The sequence below is a fragment of the Streptomyces kanamyceticus genome (genome assembly GCF_008704495.1).
Taxonomy (GTDB): domain Bacteria; phylum Actinomycetota; class Actinomycetes; order Streptomycetales; family Streptomycetaceae; genus Streptomyces; species Streptomyces kanamyceticus.
The window spans coordinates 1,863,305-1,877,573 of record NZ_CP023699.1; the positions used below are offsets into that span (position 1 = coordinate 1,863,305).

Annotated in this window: 10 protein-coding genes and 1 pseudogene; 3 read left to right on the forward strand and 8 right to left on the reverse strand. The window is 69.9% G+C overall.

Annotation, left to right across the window (positions count from 1 at the left end; genetic code table 11):
- Positions 1–8 precede the first annotated feature (8 nt).
- The 3 genes from CP970_RS07250 to CP970_RS07260 are packed head-to-tail and all read right to left on the reverse strand — an operon-like array spanning position 9 to position 2,617.
- Positions 9–1,448 carry a cation:proton antiporter domain-containing protein gene (locus tag CP970_RS07250; protein WP_055544277.1) on the reverse strand — a complete coding sequence of 480 codons (1,440 nt, stop codon included), beginning with the start codon at positions 1,446–1,448 and terminating at the stop codon, positions 9–11.
- Between the two features lie 10 nt (positions 1,449–1,458).
- The gene (locus CP970_RS07255; protein WP_055544278.1) at positions 1,459–1,800 is read right to left on the reverse strand and encodes a TcmI family type II polyketide cyclase; all 342 of its coding nucleotides are present in this window, start codon (positions 1,798–1,800) and stop codon (positions 1,459–1,461) included.
- A gap of 19 nt (positions 1,801–1,819) precedes the next feature.
- Positions 1,820–2,617 carry a class I SAM-dependent methyltransferase gene (locus CP970_RS07260; RefSeq protein ID WP_055544279.1) on the reverse strand — a complete coding sequence of 266 codons (798 nt, stop codon included), beginning with the start codon at positions 2,615–2,617 and terminating at the stop codon, positions 1,820–1,822.
- 213 nt (positions 2,618–2,830) lie between these two features.
- Between CP970_RS07260 and CP970_RS07265 the strand changes: the two genes are divergently transcribed.
- On the forward strand, positions 2,831–4,657 hold the full coding sequence (locus CP970_RS07265) for an SGNH/GDSL hydrolase family protein (RefSeq protein WP_224058303.1): 1,827 nt from the start codon (positions 2,831–2,833) through the stop codon (positions 4,655–4,657).
- A 50-nt stretch (positions 4,658–4,707) separates the two neighbouring features.
- On the opposite strand, the gene CP970_RS07270 is transcribed toward CP970_RS07265, so the two are convergent.
- From CP970_RS07270 to CP970_RS07285, 4 genes are read right to left on the reverse strand one after another with little or no spacing between them, the layout of a single operon-like run.
- Entirely contained in the window at positions 4,708–5,487 is a 780-nt protein-coding gene (locus tag CP970_RS07270; protein ID WP_055544280.1) for an exodeoxyribonuclease III, read from the reverse strand.
- A 30-nt stretch (positions 5,488–5,517) separates the two neighbouring features.
- Positions 5,518–6,171 carry an MBL fold metallo-hydrolase gene (locus tag CP970_RS07275; RefSeq protein ID WP_055544281.1) on the reverse strand — a complete coding sequence of 218 codons (654 nt, stop codon included), beginning with the start codon at positions 6,169–6,171 and terminating at the stop codon, positions 5,518–5,520.
- Positions 6,172–6,183: 12 nt separating this feature from the next.
- Positions 6,184–7,464: a bifunctional 3-oxoadipate enol-lactonase/4-carboxymuconolactone decarboxylase PcaDC gene (gene pcaDC / locus CP970_RS07280; RefSeq protein WP_055544282.1), complete on the reverse strand. Its 1,281-nt coding sequence runs from the start codon at positions 7,462–7,464 to the stop codon at positions 6,184–6,186.
- Between the two features lie 16 nt (positions 7,465–7,480).
- A complete protein-coding gene (locus tag CP970_RS07285) occupies positions 7,481–8,602 on the reverse strand; it encodes an IS110 family RNA-guided transposase (protein ID WP_055544283.1) in 1,122 nt (373 codons plus the stop codon).
- Positions 8,603–8,932: 330 nt separating this feature from the next.
- On the opposite strand from CP970_RS07285, the pseudogene CP970_RS07290 reads away from it, so the two are divergent.
- Positions 8,933–9,217, forward strand: a pseudogene (locus tag CP970_RS07290) (transposase); the annotation flags it as partial.
- A gap of 207 nt (positions 9,218–9,424) precedes the next feature.
- On the opposite strand, the gene CP970_RS45940 reads toward CP970_RS07290, so the two are convergent.
- On the reverse strand, positions 9,425–9,592 hold the full coding sequence (locus CP970_RS45940) for a hypothetical protein (protein ID WP_157877651.1): 168 nt from the start codon (positions 9,590–9,592) through the stop codon (positions 9,425–9,427).
- Between the two features lie 217 nt (positions 9,593–9,809).
- Here CP970_RS45940 and CP970_RS07295 point away from each other — a divergent pair, with 217 nt between their 5' ends.
- A complete protein-coding gene (locus CP970_RS07295; protein WP_079043196.1) occupies positions 9,810–14,162 on the forward strand; it encodes a LamG-like jellyroll fold domain-containing protein in 4,353 nt (1,450 codons plus the stop codon).
- The last annotated feature ends 107 nt before the right edge of the window (positions 14,163–14,269 follow it).

Consider the following 14,269-nt stretch of genomic DNA (forward strand, 5'->3'; position numbering starts at 1 on the left):
TGCAGAAGTCACTGGTGGATGGATAGAAGTGCCGCGTCCGCCGTCCGCCGGTCGAGCACGTCCAGGAGCGGCGCGGTCATCACCGTCGCGGCGAGCGCGACGAGCACGAGCACGGTGAACAGCGAAGGCGTGAGCACGCCGAGCTCACGGCCGATGGTGAGGATGACCAGTTCGGTCAGGCCGCGGCAGTTCATCAGCGTGCCCACGCGCAGCGCGTCCGCGCGCTCCACGCCCATCAGCGCGGCCGCGGCGGCGCAGCCCACGACCTTGCCCGCCACCGCGACGACCAGGGTCGCCCCCGCCCACAGCCAGAGACCGGCGTCGTCGGCGAGCAGCCCGAGGTCCGTCTTGAGACCGACGTACGCGAAGAACGGCGGGAGCAGCACCGACGTCGTGAACTCCCGCATCCGGTCCCGCACGGCGTCCAGCGCGGGCACGCCCGCCGGACAGACCGCCCCGAACAAGAAGGCGCCGAAGATCAGATGCACCCCGATCCGTTCGGTCGCCACGGCCGAGAGCAGCACGCCGATCAGCACCAGCGCGAGCAGCCCGCCGTCGGGCAGCCACCGCTCGGGACGGACAAGTGCCTTGCGCAGCAAGGGTCGTACGAGGAGCAGCATGCCCGCGAGGAACAGCGCGGTCAGCGCGAGCGTGCGCACCACGCCCAGCGGCGACGAACTGCGCAGCAGGGTCACCACGAGGGCGAGCAGCAGCCAGCAGACCAGGTCGGCGACGGCCGCGCCGAGCACCGCGAGCGATCCGGCGCGCGACTGCAGGAGACCGCGCTCCATCAGGAGACGGGCGAGTACGGGGAAGGCGGTCACGCTCATGGCGACGCCGATGAAGAGGGCGAAGGGCACGAACTCCACGCCGTGCGGGGCGAGCGTCCGGTACATCGCGCAGCCGAGCCCGATGCCGAGGGCGCACGGCAGCGCGACCCCCACGACGCCGACGGCGAGGCCGGTGCGCCCCTGCCCATCGCGCCGGGCCGCGCCGAACTCCAGGCCCACCAGGAACATGAAGAGCGCGAGGCCGAGTTGGGAGACCGCCTCGATGTGCGGAAGGAGTGCCCCGGGGAACAGCGCGCGGTAGAGGCCGGGAGCGAGCAGGCCGAGGACCGAGGGGCCGAGCACGATGCCCGCCACCATCTCGCCGACCACTCCGGGCTGGCCGAGGAACCGGCTGAAGAGGGCGCCCACGGCCCGCGCGGCGGCGATGATCACCGCGAGGGCGAGCAGCAGGCGCCAGCCGGTCGTGCCGTCACCGGAGCCTCCCGAGCCGCCCTCGCGGACGCCACCGCCCGTGCCGGACGCGGGCCCTGACCCCACCCCCTGCCACAGCAGCAGTGCCGCGGCGGCCAGCGGCAGGACCGCGAGCGCGCAGATCAGGGCGAGCCCGCGCCCGCTCGCGCCCTCCGTCCGCGTACGGCATCCCTTGTGGTCCGCCATGGCGGGACGACTACTCGACAGGGACGACGCCGCGACCCCGCTCCCACTGGTAGAACTGCGTGGCCGACGCGGCGTGGATGGAGCCCCAACTGCCTTGGTAGGGCTGGATGTACTCGTCGAGCGCCTTGCTGATCTGCTGGAAGAGCGGGTTCTTGCGGTGGCTCTCGATGCTCGGTCCCGCCGCGACCTCGGACTCGACCTGGTGGATGTACACGTCGTGGAAGGTGAAGAGCTTGCGGGTGCGGACGCCGATCTGCTCGGGCAGTCCGCTGGCATCCGACTCGGCGAAGAGGCGGGCGATCTCGGCCTCGCTCCCGGGCAGGTGCCGCGCGACGATCAGTGTGGTGTGCATGGACGAACTCCCTTTCGCGTTACGGAACTCGGGCGATCGCGTACTCGCAGGTGTTGTGCTGCACGACGGTGCCGTCAGCGCGTACGGAGCCCCTGAAGTGCCGGTCGAACACGGCGCGGACGGCGCGCTCGCCCACCGCCGAACTCGCGTGCTGCAGCAGCCCCGTGGCGCCGAGGGCCGACCACGCCGTCGCCAGGTCCGGGTAGTCGAAGGGGCAGGAGAGCTCCTTGGTGAAGACGATCGGCAGCCCGGCCTCGCGCACCGCGCGCCGCACCTCCGTGGGCGTGTTGGCCGCGTCGGCCCCGGATCCCGCCGGGGGCTCGGGCAGCAGCGCGAGCACGTCGAAGAGCATCGCGGTGGTCTCGCACTTGGCCGGTTCGCCCCAGCCGCCGACGACGACCGCTCCGCCGGACCGCACGACCCGGCCGAAGCCGCGCACCGCGGCGACCGGATCGCGCGCGTAGCGCAGCGCGTTGAACGAGAGGAGCACGTCGAACTCCCCGTCTCCGTAGGGTAGTTCCTGAAGATCACCGACGCGCAGGTCGGATCCTTCGGGCAGTCGCTCGCAGGCGATGCCGAGCAGTCCCGGCGAGGCGTCGAGCCCCGCCGTCGCGGCACCGCGCGCGGCGGCGAGCCGCAGCAGCAGCCCCGATCCGCAGCCCACGTCGAGCACCTTGCCGCCGGGTCCGACCCCTGCCTGGCCCAGCGCGTCCTCGAAGGACGACTGGAACTGGGCCTCTTGGTACTCGGCCCAGTTCTGGATCCCTCGGTCCCATAACCGGCCCTCCGCCTCGACCTCGCCCACACCGGCTCCCATCGGTTGCTGTGCTCATTGATTGAGTAACTGCCTGAGTAATTACTTGAGTTACTCTACTAAATACTTGGATCCGCGCAAGGTCCCGGGCGTGCGGCCCGCCCGCTCCCCGTCGCCGCGCCGAGTTCGCGCCGAGTTCACGTGCGGCTCATTGACGCGCCTCCGCCACCTCCTTAGCTTCATGGCGCATCCGTCATCACGCGGGAGGGGCCTGTCGTGCGCCGAAGGATCTTGCGTCGAGCGATCTCGCGCCGAAGAATCTGGGGAGCCGCCGCCACGCTCGCCCTGCTCACCGGAATCGCCCCGGTGGCGTCCGCCGAGGCCACCACCGGGGCCACCACCGGGGCCGCCACCGGACACGGACCCCGGCCGCTCCCCCTGGACCGGCTCTTCGACAACCGGGCGGTCAGCGACGACGCCCGCCCCGCCGACGCCGACTTCGACGGCTCCGGGAGCTCACTCTCCGCACGTGACCTGACCGCCGCGGGCTGGACTCCCGGCCGCACCCTGGCCGTTGACGGCAGCCGCCTCACCTGGCCCCGCACCGGTCCCGGCGACGACGACAACGTGCGCGCCGACGGCCAGTCGGTCCGGGTCCGCGGCCGCGGCGACGCCCTCGCCTTCCTGGTCGCGGGCACCGGCGGCGAAGCGACGGGCACCGGGACCGTGCGCTACCAGGACGGCTCGCGCGGCACCTACCGGCTCGCCGCGCCCGACTGGCGCTCGGGCCCGCCCGCCACCAAGTCCGTAGCCCTGCCGCACATCAACACGCCCGGCGGCCAACTCGCCGAGCAGGCAAGGCTGTACGTCGTGACGGTGCCACTGGTCCGGGGGCGCGAGGCCGCGTCGGTGGACCTGCCGCGCGATCCCGGCGCCGCGGACCTGCACGTGTTCGCCCTCTCGGTGCGGGCCCAGACCAAGGGCTGGACGGGCACCTGGTCGGCGTCGACCGCCGGATACACCACGGTGGGCCCCTGGACCGACCGCACCGTACGTCTCGTCGTCCACACCAGCACCGGCGGTCCCCGGGTGCGGATCAGGCTCGACAACACCTTCGCGGCCGCTCCGGTGCGGATCGGCGGTGCGACCGTGGCCGTGCAGGGCGCGGGGGCGGGTGCCGCGGCCGAGCCGCGGCGGCTCTCCTTCCGCGGCTCCGCGGGCACCGAGGTCCCGGCGGGCGCCCAGGCGTTCAGCGATCCGCTCGACTTCGACGTGCCCGCCGACGCGAACCTGCTGGTCAGCTTCCACCTGCCGGGACCCGTGACGACGGCGCCCGTGCACAGCCAGGCCATCCAGCGTTCGTACGTGAGCACGCCGGGCGACCACGCCGCGGAGAGCTCCGGCACGGCGTACACCTCGACGATCACGAGCTGGCCGCTGCTCACCGGAGTCGACGTGGGCGGCGGCCCCGGATCCGTGGTGCTGCTCGGCGACTCCATCACCGACGGCGTGAAATCGACGCAGGACGCCAACCACCGCTGGCCCAACGTCCTCGCGACCCGCCTCCTGAACCAGTCGGACGTACCGCGCTACGGCGTCCTCAACCAGGGCATCTCGGCGAACCGCGTCATCGCCGACCGCTACCCGGGCGACGGCGTCTCCACCGACACCGGCGGCGTGAGCGCGCTGCACCGCCTGGACCGCGACGTCCTCGCGCAGACGTCGGCGCGCACCGTGGTGGTCTTCGAAGGGGTCAACGACGTGCGCTGGGGCGCGTCGGCCGACCAGGTCGTCGCGGGCCTGCGGGAGATCGCGGACCGCGCCCACGCGCGCGGGCTCCGGGCCGTCGCCGCGACGATCACGCCCTGCGAGGGCGAGTCGCTCTGCACGGCGGCGGCCGAGGCGCAGCGTCAGGCGGTCAACGCGTACATCCGTGGCACCGATGACTACGACGCGGTGCTCGACTTCGACGCGGTCCTTCGGGACCCCGCGCATCCGGCGCGGATGCTCCCCGCCTACGACAGCGGGGACCATCTGCATCCGGGCGACGCGGGGCTCGCCGCCCTCGCGGAGTCGGTTGATCTGCGCCTTCTGGCGCGGTAGATCACCGGCTCCGCCGAGTTCGTCCTCAAACGCCGGACGGGCTCAAGCCCCTACACGTCCAGGTCGAAGACGACGGGCGCGTGGTCGGACGCGCCCTTGCCCTTGCGCTCCTCACGGTCCACGTACGCGTCGGTGACCGCCTTGACGAAGGGCTCGTTCCCGTAGGCGAGGTCGATGCGCATGCCCTTGTTCTTGGGGAAGCCGAGCTCCCGGTAGTCCCAGAACGTGAACGGGTGGGCGTACTTGAGGGGGCGCGGCACGACATCGCTCAGGCCCGTCTCGCGCAGGGCCGCGAGGGCGGCGCGCTCGGCCGGTGTGACGTGCGTGGCGCCCTCGAAGAGCTTCGGGTCCCAGACGTCGTCGTCGGTCGGCGCGACGTTGAAGTCACCGAGGACCGCGAAGGGCCGCGCCCCCGCCGCGTCCCCGGCGACCGCCGCCTTCAGGGCCTCGAACCACTGGAGCTTGTACGCGTAGTGCGCGTGCTCCACCTCTCGGCCGTTCGGCACGTACACCGACCAGACGCGGACCGGGCCGCAGGTCGCGGAGATGGCGCGGGGTTCCTCCGCGCCTTCGTAGTCGGGGCCGCCCGGCAGGCCCTTGACGACGTCGTCGAGCCCCGCCTTGGAGACGAGCGCGACGCCGTTCCACCGCCCGGTCGCGTTCACCGCCGACTCGTAGCCGAGCTCGCGGAGCTCGTCGGCGGGGAACGCCTCGGCCGTCGTCTTGGTCTCCTGGATGCACAGCACGTCCGTGCCGGTGTTCTCCAGCCAGGCCAGGAGCCTCGGCAGCCGAGCGGTGATCGAGTTCACGTTCCAGGTCGCAATGCGCATGCCTCACAACCTACCGGGCGCCACTGACAGTCACAGGTCGGCCGACTCCCCGGGGGTCAGACGCAGGTGCTCCGCGCCGCCCAGGGAGCCGATCTGGCTGTCGTAGATCGGCCGGGCGAGGTCGGTGAGCAGCGCGTCGTGGATGTCGTACGCGCGTTGGGGCTTGACCTCGCGTACGTACTCGATGACTTCGGAGATCTTGTTCCAGGGGGCCATCACGGGGAGCATCAGCGTCTCGACGGGCTGGTCGGGGACGGTCAGCGCGTCGCCGGGGTGGAAGACCGAACCGTCCACCAGATAGCCGACGTTGGTGATCCGCGGGATGTCCGGGTGGATCACGGCGTGCAGCTCGCCGTGCACCTGGACGTCGAAACCGGCGGCCGTGAACGCGTCGCCGTTCCCGACGGTGTGCACCCGCCCGGGAAAGGCCGCGGAGAGCTGGTCGGCGACGGACTTGAGGGTCCAGATCTCGGCGGCCGGGTTGGCCGTCAGACCCGCCCGCAGCCGCTCCGCGTCGAAGTGGTCGGGGTGCTCGTGGGTGACGAGGATCGCGTCGGCGCCCAGGGCCGCGTCGTCCTCGCTGAAGACGCCCGGGTCGATGACGAGCGTGCGTCCGTCCTTTTCGAGACGCACGCACGCGTGGGACTTCTTCGTGAACGTGATCCGCTTCGTGGAGGTCGTCATGCCTCCATCCTGCTACTCCTGGGGGGTGGTTTCCTCGCGGATCACGCCCTGCGCGACCTTGAAGGCGGCGTTCGCCGCGGGGACGCCGCAGTAGACGGCGGCCTGAAGCAGCACTTCCTTGATCTCGGCGGGCGTCAGTCCGTTGCGCAGCGCGGCCCTGGTGTGGAAGGCCAGCTCGTCCAGGTGCCCGCCCGCGACCAGCGCGGTGAGGGTGACGCAGCTGCGGGAGCGGCGGTCGAGGCCTGGGCGGTTCCAGACCTCGCCCCACGCGTAGCGCGTGATGAGCTCCTGGAAGTCGCCCGAGAAGTCGTCGGCGGCGGCGAGCGCCTGGTCGACGTGGGCGTCGCCGAGCACCTCGCGGCGGACCTTGATCCCCGCCTCGTACGGATCGGGCCTGACGGCCCCCTCCACGGCCTCGGGCTGCTCCATGGGCGCGATCTCCGCCATGGGCGGCGCCAGCGGCGGGGCGAGCACGGGCTTGACCGGCGGCGCGGTGATCGCGGCCTGCGGGTCCTGCCAGGCCGAGGAGAAGTGCCGTACGAGCAGGTCGGTCACCGCGGCGGGCTGCTCGACGGGCGCGAGGTGCGAGGCCCCCGGCACCACGGCGAGCCGCGCGTCCGGCACCCCCGCGACGAGCGTGCGCGCCTCCCCCTGCCCCGTGACCTGGTCCTCCGACCCGACGAGCACCAGCGTGGGCACCCCGATCCTGCCCAGCTCGGCCCGTACGTCGAAGGCGGCGAGCGCCTCGCAGGCGGCGATGTAGCACCCCGGGTCGGTGGTGCGCACCATCTGCACGGCCCAGTCGGTGATCGCGGGCTGCGCGGCGGCGAACCCCGGCGTGAACCAGCGGTCGGGCGCGGACCGCGCGATCGGGTCGAGCCCGTTGCTGCGCACGATGACACCGCGCTGCCGGAACTCGTCGGCGGTGCCGAACCGCGGCGACGCGGCGATCAGCGCCAGCGACGCGACGCGCTGCGGATGCCGCAGGGCCAGCTCGACGCCGATGGCCCCGCCGAAGGCACAGCCCGCGTACCCGAAGCGCTGCACCCCGAGCTCGTCGAGCGTCGCGAGCAGCCGCGCGGCGAGCTCCCCCACGGACCCACAGGGATGAGCGGGCGCCCCGCCGTGCCCGGGCATGTCGAAGCGGAACACCCGCCAGTGCCGGGTCAGCTCGGGTATCTGCCTGTCCCACATGTGCCATGTGGTACCCAGTGAGGCACCCAAGATCAGGACTGGGGCGTCTTCTGGCCCGTCAAAGCGGTATTGCAGGGTGTTCATCGGTGTCTCACTCACCCGCCCGACCCTCTCATCAGTCACGGACGCCCCTATAACGGGGGTCGGTAGAGACCGTCCTGACCAGGTTGAAGACCTCGCGGGCGGCATATCGCTTGAGGCATCGGATGATCTCACGCCGAGTCTTGCCCTCCTGGGTACGGCGTTCGTAGTACGCCTGGGTGCGGTCGTGGCGCAGGCGGGTGAACACGATACGGTGCAGAGCGGCGTTCGCCTGCCGGTCGCCGCCGTGGTTGAGCCGGCGCGAGCGCCGGCCGCCCGAGGAGTACTCGATGGGGCTGACTCCGCACAGGGCGGCGAAAGATGCTTCGGTGCTCAGCCGCTCGGGATTGTCGCCCATGGTGATCAGGAGCGTTGCAGCGGAGTCCGGGCCGATACCCACTGGCGCGAGCAGCTGTGGAGCATGGAGTTCAACGAACCCGGTCAGTCGCTGATTCAGCTCGTCGATCTGCCCGGTGAGCTGCTCGATGCGCTGAGCCAGCATACTCAGCGTCATGAGAGTGGCCTCGGCTACAGGGTCCTCATCGCTCCCGTCGGCCTCGCCCTCGCACGGGCTGAGGCGTGCGCAGGTGCGGAACAGTTCGCGGTTGCCCAGGCCGGATAGTCGCTCCCGCAGGGGCGGGTCGGCTACGACCAGGACGGCCTTGAGCTGGTTGATCGCCTGGGTGCGGGCCTTGACCGCGGAATCCTTGGCAATCTTGAACATCCGGGCGCTCTGCACCGGACCGTCGCCGGTCTTGGCGCGGGCCCTGGCGCGACCGCTGAGCACGGCCCGCGCGGCGGCCTGTGCGTCGAGCGGGTCCGACTTCCCGAGCAGTCGACGAGCCGAGCGGTCGGGCCGGTTCACCTCGAACACCACGACCTGCTGCGCCAGGAGGTAGCGGGACAAGCCCGCGCCGAAGGTACCGGTGCCTTCCACTCCGGCGCGGCGCACCGTGCCTAACTTGCGAACCCAGGCGAGGAGCCGACGGTAGCCGGCCGCCGCGGCCGGAAAGGACTTGATGCCCAGGGTCTGGCCCAGTGAGCAGACCACTGCGGCGACATGGACCTCGCCGTGCGTGTCCACGCCCAGGACGACCTCGCCCCGGGCAGGCGGGCCTGTGCTGGTGGAAAAGGTGCTGCGCTGTCTGATCGTCATGGTGGTCCGCCTCCCGCGTGGTGATGTGCTGGGTGGCTGGCACCTGCCGGTCGGGCGGTCTGAACCGTGATGGCGCCTGAAGGACGGCAAGGCCCCTATTGGGACACGCCCTGTGGCTCGGTGACAGCAGGCACCATCCACAACGGCAGTCGACATGCCCGTGACAAGACACTTCGGTCAAAAAAGTCAAGAGTCAGACCCCCGTCCAGAACGGTGCTATGCAACCGTCCCACTGCCCTCAGCGCCACCGCATGCCCCGACCGCTCCCGGGAGACTTCGTCCGAACCGGCACCGAACCTGATCTGGACAGGACGACGATGAGTTGACTACGTGCACCTGGACGCCAGGATGCGCACCTGGATCGCCGAGCGGGACTGGCTGATCGTCCATCAACTGCCTTCATACGCGCCGGATCTCAATCCGGTCGAGGGCATCTGGTCCCTGCTGCGGCGAAGCTGGCTCAGCAACGTCGCTTTCACCAGTCCCGAGCACCTGGTCCAGACCGTCAGGCACGGCTTGCGCACCATCCAGTACCGCAGCGACCTCATCGACGGCTGCATCGCTGGAACCGGCCTATCCCTCACCCCGACGACTTCGCGAGTTCAACCTCAGTAACGCCTGAAACTCCCTTCCGGTACGTGCGAACAGATGACGGCAGGGGCCTACCGGCCGTCCATCACTCTCGAGCGCGCTGGCTTGGCCCTGTCCCGCTGGACGTAGCCCCAGTTGGCGCTACTCGCGGGGCAGGGGCAGAGCCCGCCACCCCGGCACGCCGAGGCCTCTGGGTCACCACCGGCCCCAAACAGCCCTCAGGTGGAGAGCTCACCCACCCAGCACACCGCCAACCGCGCTCTTGCCCAAGCTTGGGCCCTCGTCGAACGCGGTAAGCCGGTGCGTCACCGCGAACCCTGCCCGCTCGTAGAAGGCGACGGCCTCTTCGAAGTCGTCGACCGGAAAGAGCACGTTGCCGAAACCAGGCACTCCTGGCATGCCGTCAGAGTGCGGCGTGATAACCACGTGACTGCGGCGAGATGGGATCGTTTCCGCTGTTCATGCAACTATGTAGGGCTATGGGATTCGTCACCATCCCTTAAGTGTATTCACTCTTCTTTGTCCGCATTAGTCGGCTTGCCTACCTCCTCACCCCGACAGTTAGGTTCTGCCGGTTACTTTCAGGAATTTCTCATTTTTGGGGTGGGGTGTGGTGATGGGGACGCATGCGCGCAGGCGTGGCGTCGGAGGAGTCGCCGGTGGCGTCGTCGGCGGGGCTTCCGCGCTCGCGCTGAGCGGAGCGCTGACGTTCGGGCTGCCGCCCGGGGCGGCGGCCGCGTCGGCGGCCGGGCAGGACTCGGCCACGGCCGGAAAGCAGGCGCGGACCGACGCGGATTCGTCGTCTGCGCCGCTGTCTGAGGACGAGGCGCGGGCCGAGGCCAGGCGGACCGGCGAGAGTGTGGAGATCGCGGCGCTCCGTGGAGAGAGCAGCGACGTCTTCGCCACGCCCGAGGGGGACTTGGAGGCCCGCGAGTATCTGCGCCCGGTGCGGGCGCGGGTCGGCGGCGCGTGGAAGCCGATCGATACCGATCTGGCAGACTCCACCGACGGCATGGTCGCGCCGAAGGTGACGACTGTGGGGCTCGCGTTCTCCGGTGGCGGGGATGACCGTCCCCTGGTACGGATGACGAAGGCGGGGCGTGAGCTGGCCCTGTCCTGGCCGGGGAAGCTGCCCGAGCCGCGGCTCAACGGCGCCACCGCCACGTATACGAACGTGCTGCCGGATGTGGATCTGCGCATGGGGGCGCAGGAGGACGGCTTTACTCAGCTCCTCGTGGTCAAGTCGGCCAAGGCCGCCGCCAGTTCGGAGCTCACCGAACTCAAGCTGAATCTCAGTGCCGTGGGTCTGGACACGCGCGAGACGGCGGCTGGCGGTCTGGAGGCCGCCGACAAGGGCGCCAAGGGCGTCGTCTTCGAGGCGCCGAAACCGATGATGTGGGACTCGAGCTCCGGCGACTCAGACAAGTCTGGCACTTCCGATGCCGCGGGTGGCACCGACGGCCCTGAGGAGGCTGCTGCGCCGACGGCACGGACCGCTGCCTTGTCCGCGGAACTCGGTCACAGCAAGCCCGAACCCGGCGCAGCCGAGTCCGGCAAGCTCGCCACCGTCGACGTGGACCTCCCCGCCAAGGGCGACGCGCTGGTCCTGAAGCCGGACCAAGACGTCCTGGCGGGCAAGGACACCACGTATCCGGTGTTCATCGACCCCCAGTGGTACTCACCGCGCGCGTCGACCTGGACAATGGCCTCCAAGTACTGGGCCGGTTCTCCGCAGTGGAAGTTCAACGGTAAGCACGATGCGGGCCTCGGCTACTGCGGCTGGAGCTACTGCGCGCCGCACGACACGAAGCGGCTCTTTTACCAGATCCCGACCGCCAAATTCGCGGGCAAGTCGATCCTGTCCGCGGAGTTCGTGGTGCGCAATGTGCACTCGGCGTCGTGCTCGAAGCGCGAGGTGCAGCTGTGGCGCACCAAGGGGATCAACAACAAGACCACCTGGAACTCGCAGAGCACGTCCGGCTTCTGGGAGAAGAAGCTGGCCACGGAGTCGTTCGCCCACGGCGCCTCCGGTTGCGGGTCCAGGGACGCGGAATTCAACATCAAGTCCGCGGTGCAGGAGGCCGCCGACAAGAAGTGGTCCAACATCACCTTCGGCATGAAGGCCGCGTCGGAGAGCGACAAGTACGGCTGGAAGCGGTTCTCCGACAAGGCTTACCTGCGGGTGAAGTACAACCGCCCGCCGTCACAGATCAAGATGTCGCAGCTGACGATGGAGTACGGCGGCGTCTGCAAGAAGCCCGGGAGCGCGCCACGGGTGCGCACCCTCGGCAAGATCTACGCCAACAACATCACCGACCCCGACAAGGACAGCGTGTCGGTGCAGTTCGAGGCGAAGTGGGACGCGGGTGACGGTAAGGGCCTGATCGCGCGTTGGAAGCCCGCGCGTACGTCGGCGAAGAAGTCCGGCTCCAACTTCTCCGTCAGCCTGCCGAAGTCGATCCCGGCCAACAAGCAGGTCCACTGGTACGTGCGCTCCTACGACGGGGCGCAGTACTCGCCGTGGTCGTGGGCGGGCGATCCGACCGGCTGCTACTTCGTGTATGACACCGGTGTGCCCAAGGCGCCCGCGGTTTCCTCGGGCGAGTACCCGGCCTCGGATCCGGGGAACCCCGATGACCCGTGGTTCGACGGGGTGGGCCAGTACGGCAGCTTCTCCCTGAAGTCGTCGTCCACGGACGTGACCCGCTACCGGTACGGCATCAACGCCGACCCGAGTGCCAAACACGAGCTGTCCACCTCCGGCGGCGCGGCCAAGACCGCGAAGATCCTGCCCGGCAGGCCGGGCCTGAACTTCGTGACCGCGCAGGCTTTCGACAAGGCAGGCAACGCCTCGGAGGTCCGCACATACCAGTACCGCGTGAAGGCCGGACAGCCCGAGCGTGCCACCTGGCAGATGGACGAGGGCACAGGCGCCACCGAGTCCAAGGGGTCGACTCCCGCACGCACAGCCAGTCTTCACGGCGGAGCGAAGGCCGGTGTCGCCGGCAAGAAGGGCGCCGCGCTGCACTTCGACGGCAACAGCGGATACGCGAAAACTGACATCCCGGTGGTGAACACCGACAGCGGCTTCTCCGTCTCGACCTGGGTGAAGCTTGACAAGAAGCCGGACCAATCGGCAATCGCCCTGACCCAGCCGGGCAACCACAGCCCGGGCTTCGAGTTGTACTACTCCAAGGATCTCGACCGCTGGGTGTTCAACCAGTACGCGGAGGACAAGGCGGGCGCAGGCATCATCCGCGCGATGGCGGACAAGCCCGGAGGCGTGAAGGCTGACGAGTGGCAACACCTGGTCGGCGCTTACGACAGCATGGGCAAGCGTCTGCAGCTTTATGTGGACGGCAAGTTGACGGGTGAGGCGGATCTGCCGAAGCCCTGGAACGCCCGGCGCGGCCTGCAGCTCGGCGCAGGATCGTACAGTGGCAAGCCCGGCGCGTTCTTCCCGGGCGCGGTCGACGACGTGCAGATCTTCGACAAGAAGGTCTCCGCGAACGAGGTGGCCAAGCTGCACGACCTGAAGCAGATCGGGGATCCGGGCCGCCCGGCGGTCGCAGTCTTCCCACTGGACGAGCCGGAGTCGGCAACCGTCGTCGAGGGCCACGGCGACGTGCTGCCCGCGAAGTTCCACGGCGGGGTCATCGCCGGCCGCAAGGGCGTAGCGGGCAACGCGGTCACATTCAACGGCACGGACGGCTACGCCCGCATCGGCCAGAGCCGCGGCCCGCACGTGAACACCTCGCGCAGCTTCACCATCTCCACCTGGGCCAAACTCGACAGGAAGCCGAGCGGCCCGGCGATCATCACCGCGCAGGCGGGTGAGCACAGCCCCGGCTTCGAGTTGTACTACTCCAAGGAACTCGACCGCTGGGCCTTCAACCAGTACGCGGAGGACAAGGCGGGCGCAGGCATCATCCGCGCGATGGCGGACAAGCCCGGACGCGTGAAGGCCGACGAGTGGGTCCAGCTGACCGGCGTGCACGACACCGTCGCCGACACCTTGACCCTGTACATCAACGGCCAGGTGGCCGGTTCGACCAAACTTGGCGGGGCCTTCCGCGCCGACGGGTCGATGTTCATCGGCGCGGGCAACTACGACGGCAAGCCCGGCGCGTTCTTCCCTGGCGAGATCGACGACGTACGCCTCTACGACCGCCCCGTGTCGGCCGACGAGGCCCGGCAGCTGTTCCAACAACGGCCGCTGGTCAAGGGTCGCTGGAAGTTCGACGCAACGGAGTCCGCAGGCACCCCTGACGACTCCGAATGGGGCCACAAGATGACCCTCGGCGGCAGCGCCGCGGTGGACGCCGAGGGCGCCTACATGGGCGACAGCGGCCTGGTCCTCAACGGCTCCTCCGGCTATGCCGCCACCTCCTCGGTGCCCGTCGACACCGGCACCAGCTTCACAGCGACTGCCTGGGCGCGGGCCGCCTCGATACCGAAGGGCGGGGTGTCCGTAGTGAGCGCGGCGGGCTCAAGGCAGAGTGCCTTCTCGGTGCGCTTCGTGCCCGACCCCAAGAACCCCGACGCACAGGGACGTTGGGAGTTGGCCATGCCCGACAAGGACGGTGCGTCGGCGGCGTACGAGCGCGTGACGAACAGCGAGTTCTACGACGTGCGCGAGTGGAACCACCTTGCGGTGGTCTACGACGGCTTTGCCAAGCAAGCTCGCCTGTATATCAACGGCATGCTGCAGGAAGTCGCCTGCTCGGACGGTGACACAGGCTCCTGCGAGGATCGTGCGTCCACCGGCGACGACGTCCTCAGCTTCAAGGCGGTCGGCTCGCTGCAGGTCGGCCGGGCGAAGAACGACGGTGCCTGGAGTGAGTACTTCGGCGGCAACGTCGACGACGTCTGGGTCTTCCAGGGGGCTCTGAACGACAGCCAGATCGAGGAGCTGGCAGGGTCTTGGTTCGACGTGCCGACGGAGGTCCCCGCGGGGGCCGGCTCCTGAGTCCATGACCGGCTGCTGGGCCTTCAGGTAGCCCCCGAGCCTGCCCCTTCCCGAAACCGGGGCTCTGCCGCGGATCGCCGCTTTGCGACTCGTCCTCAACCGCCGGA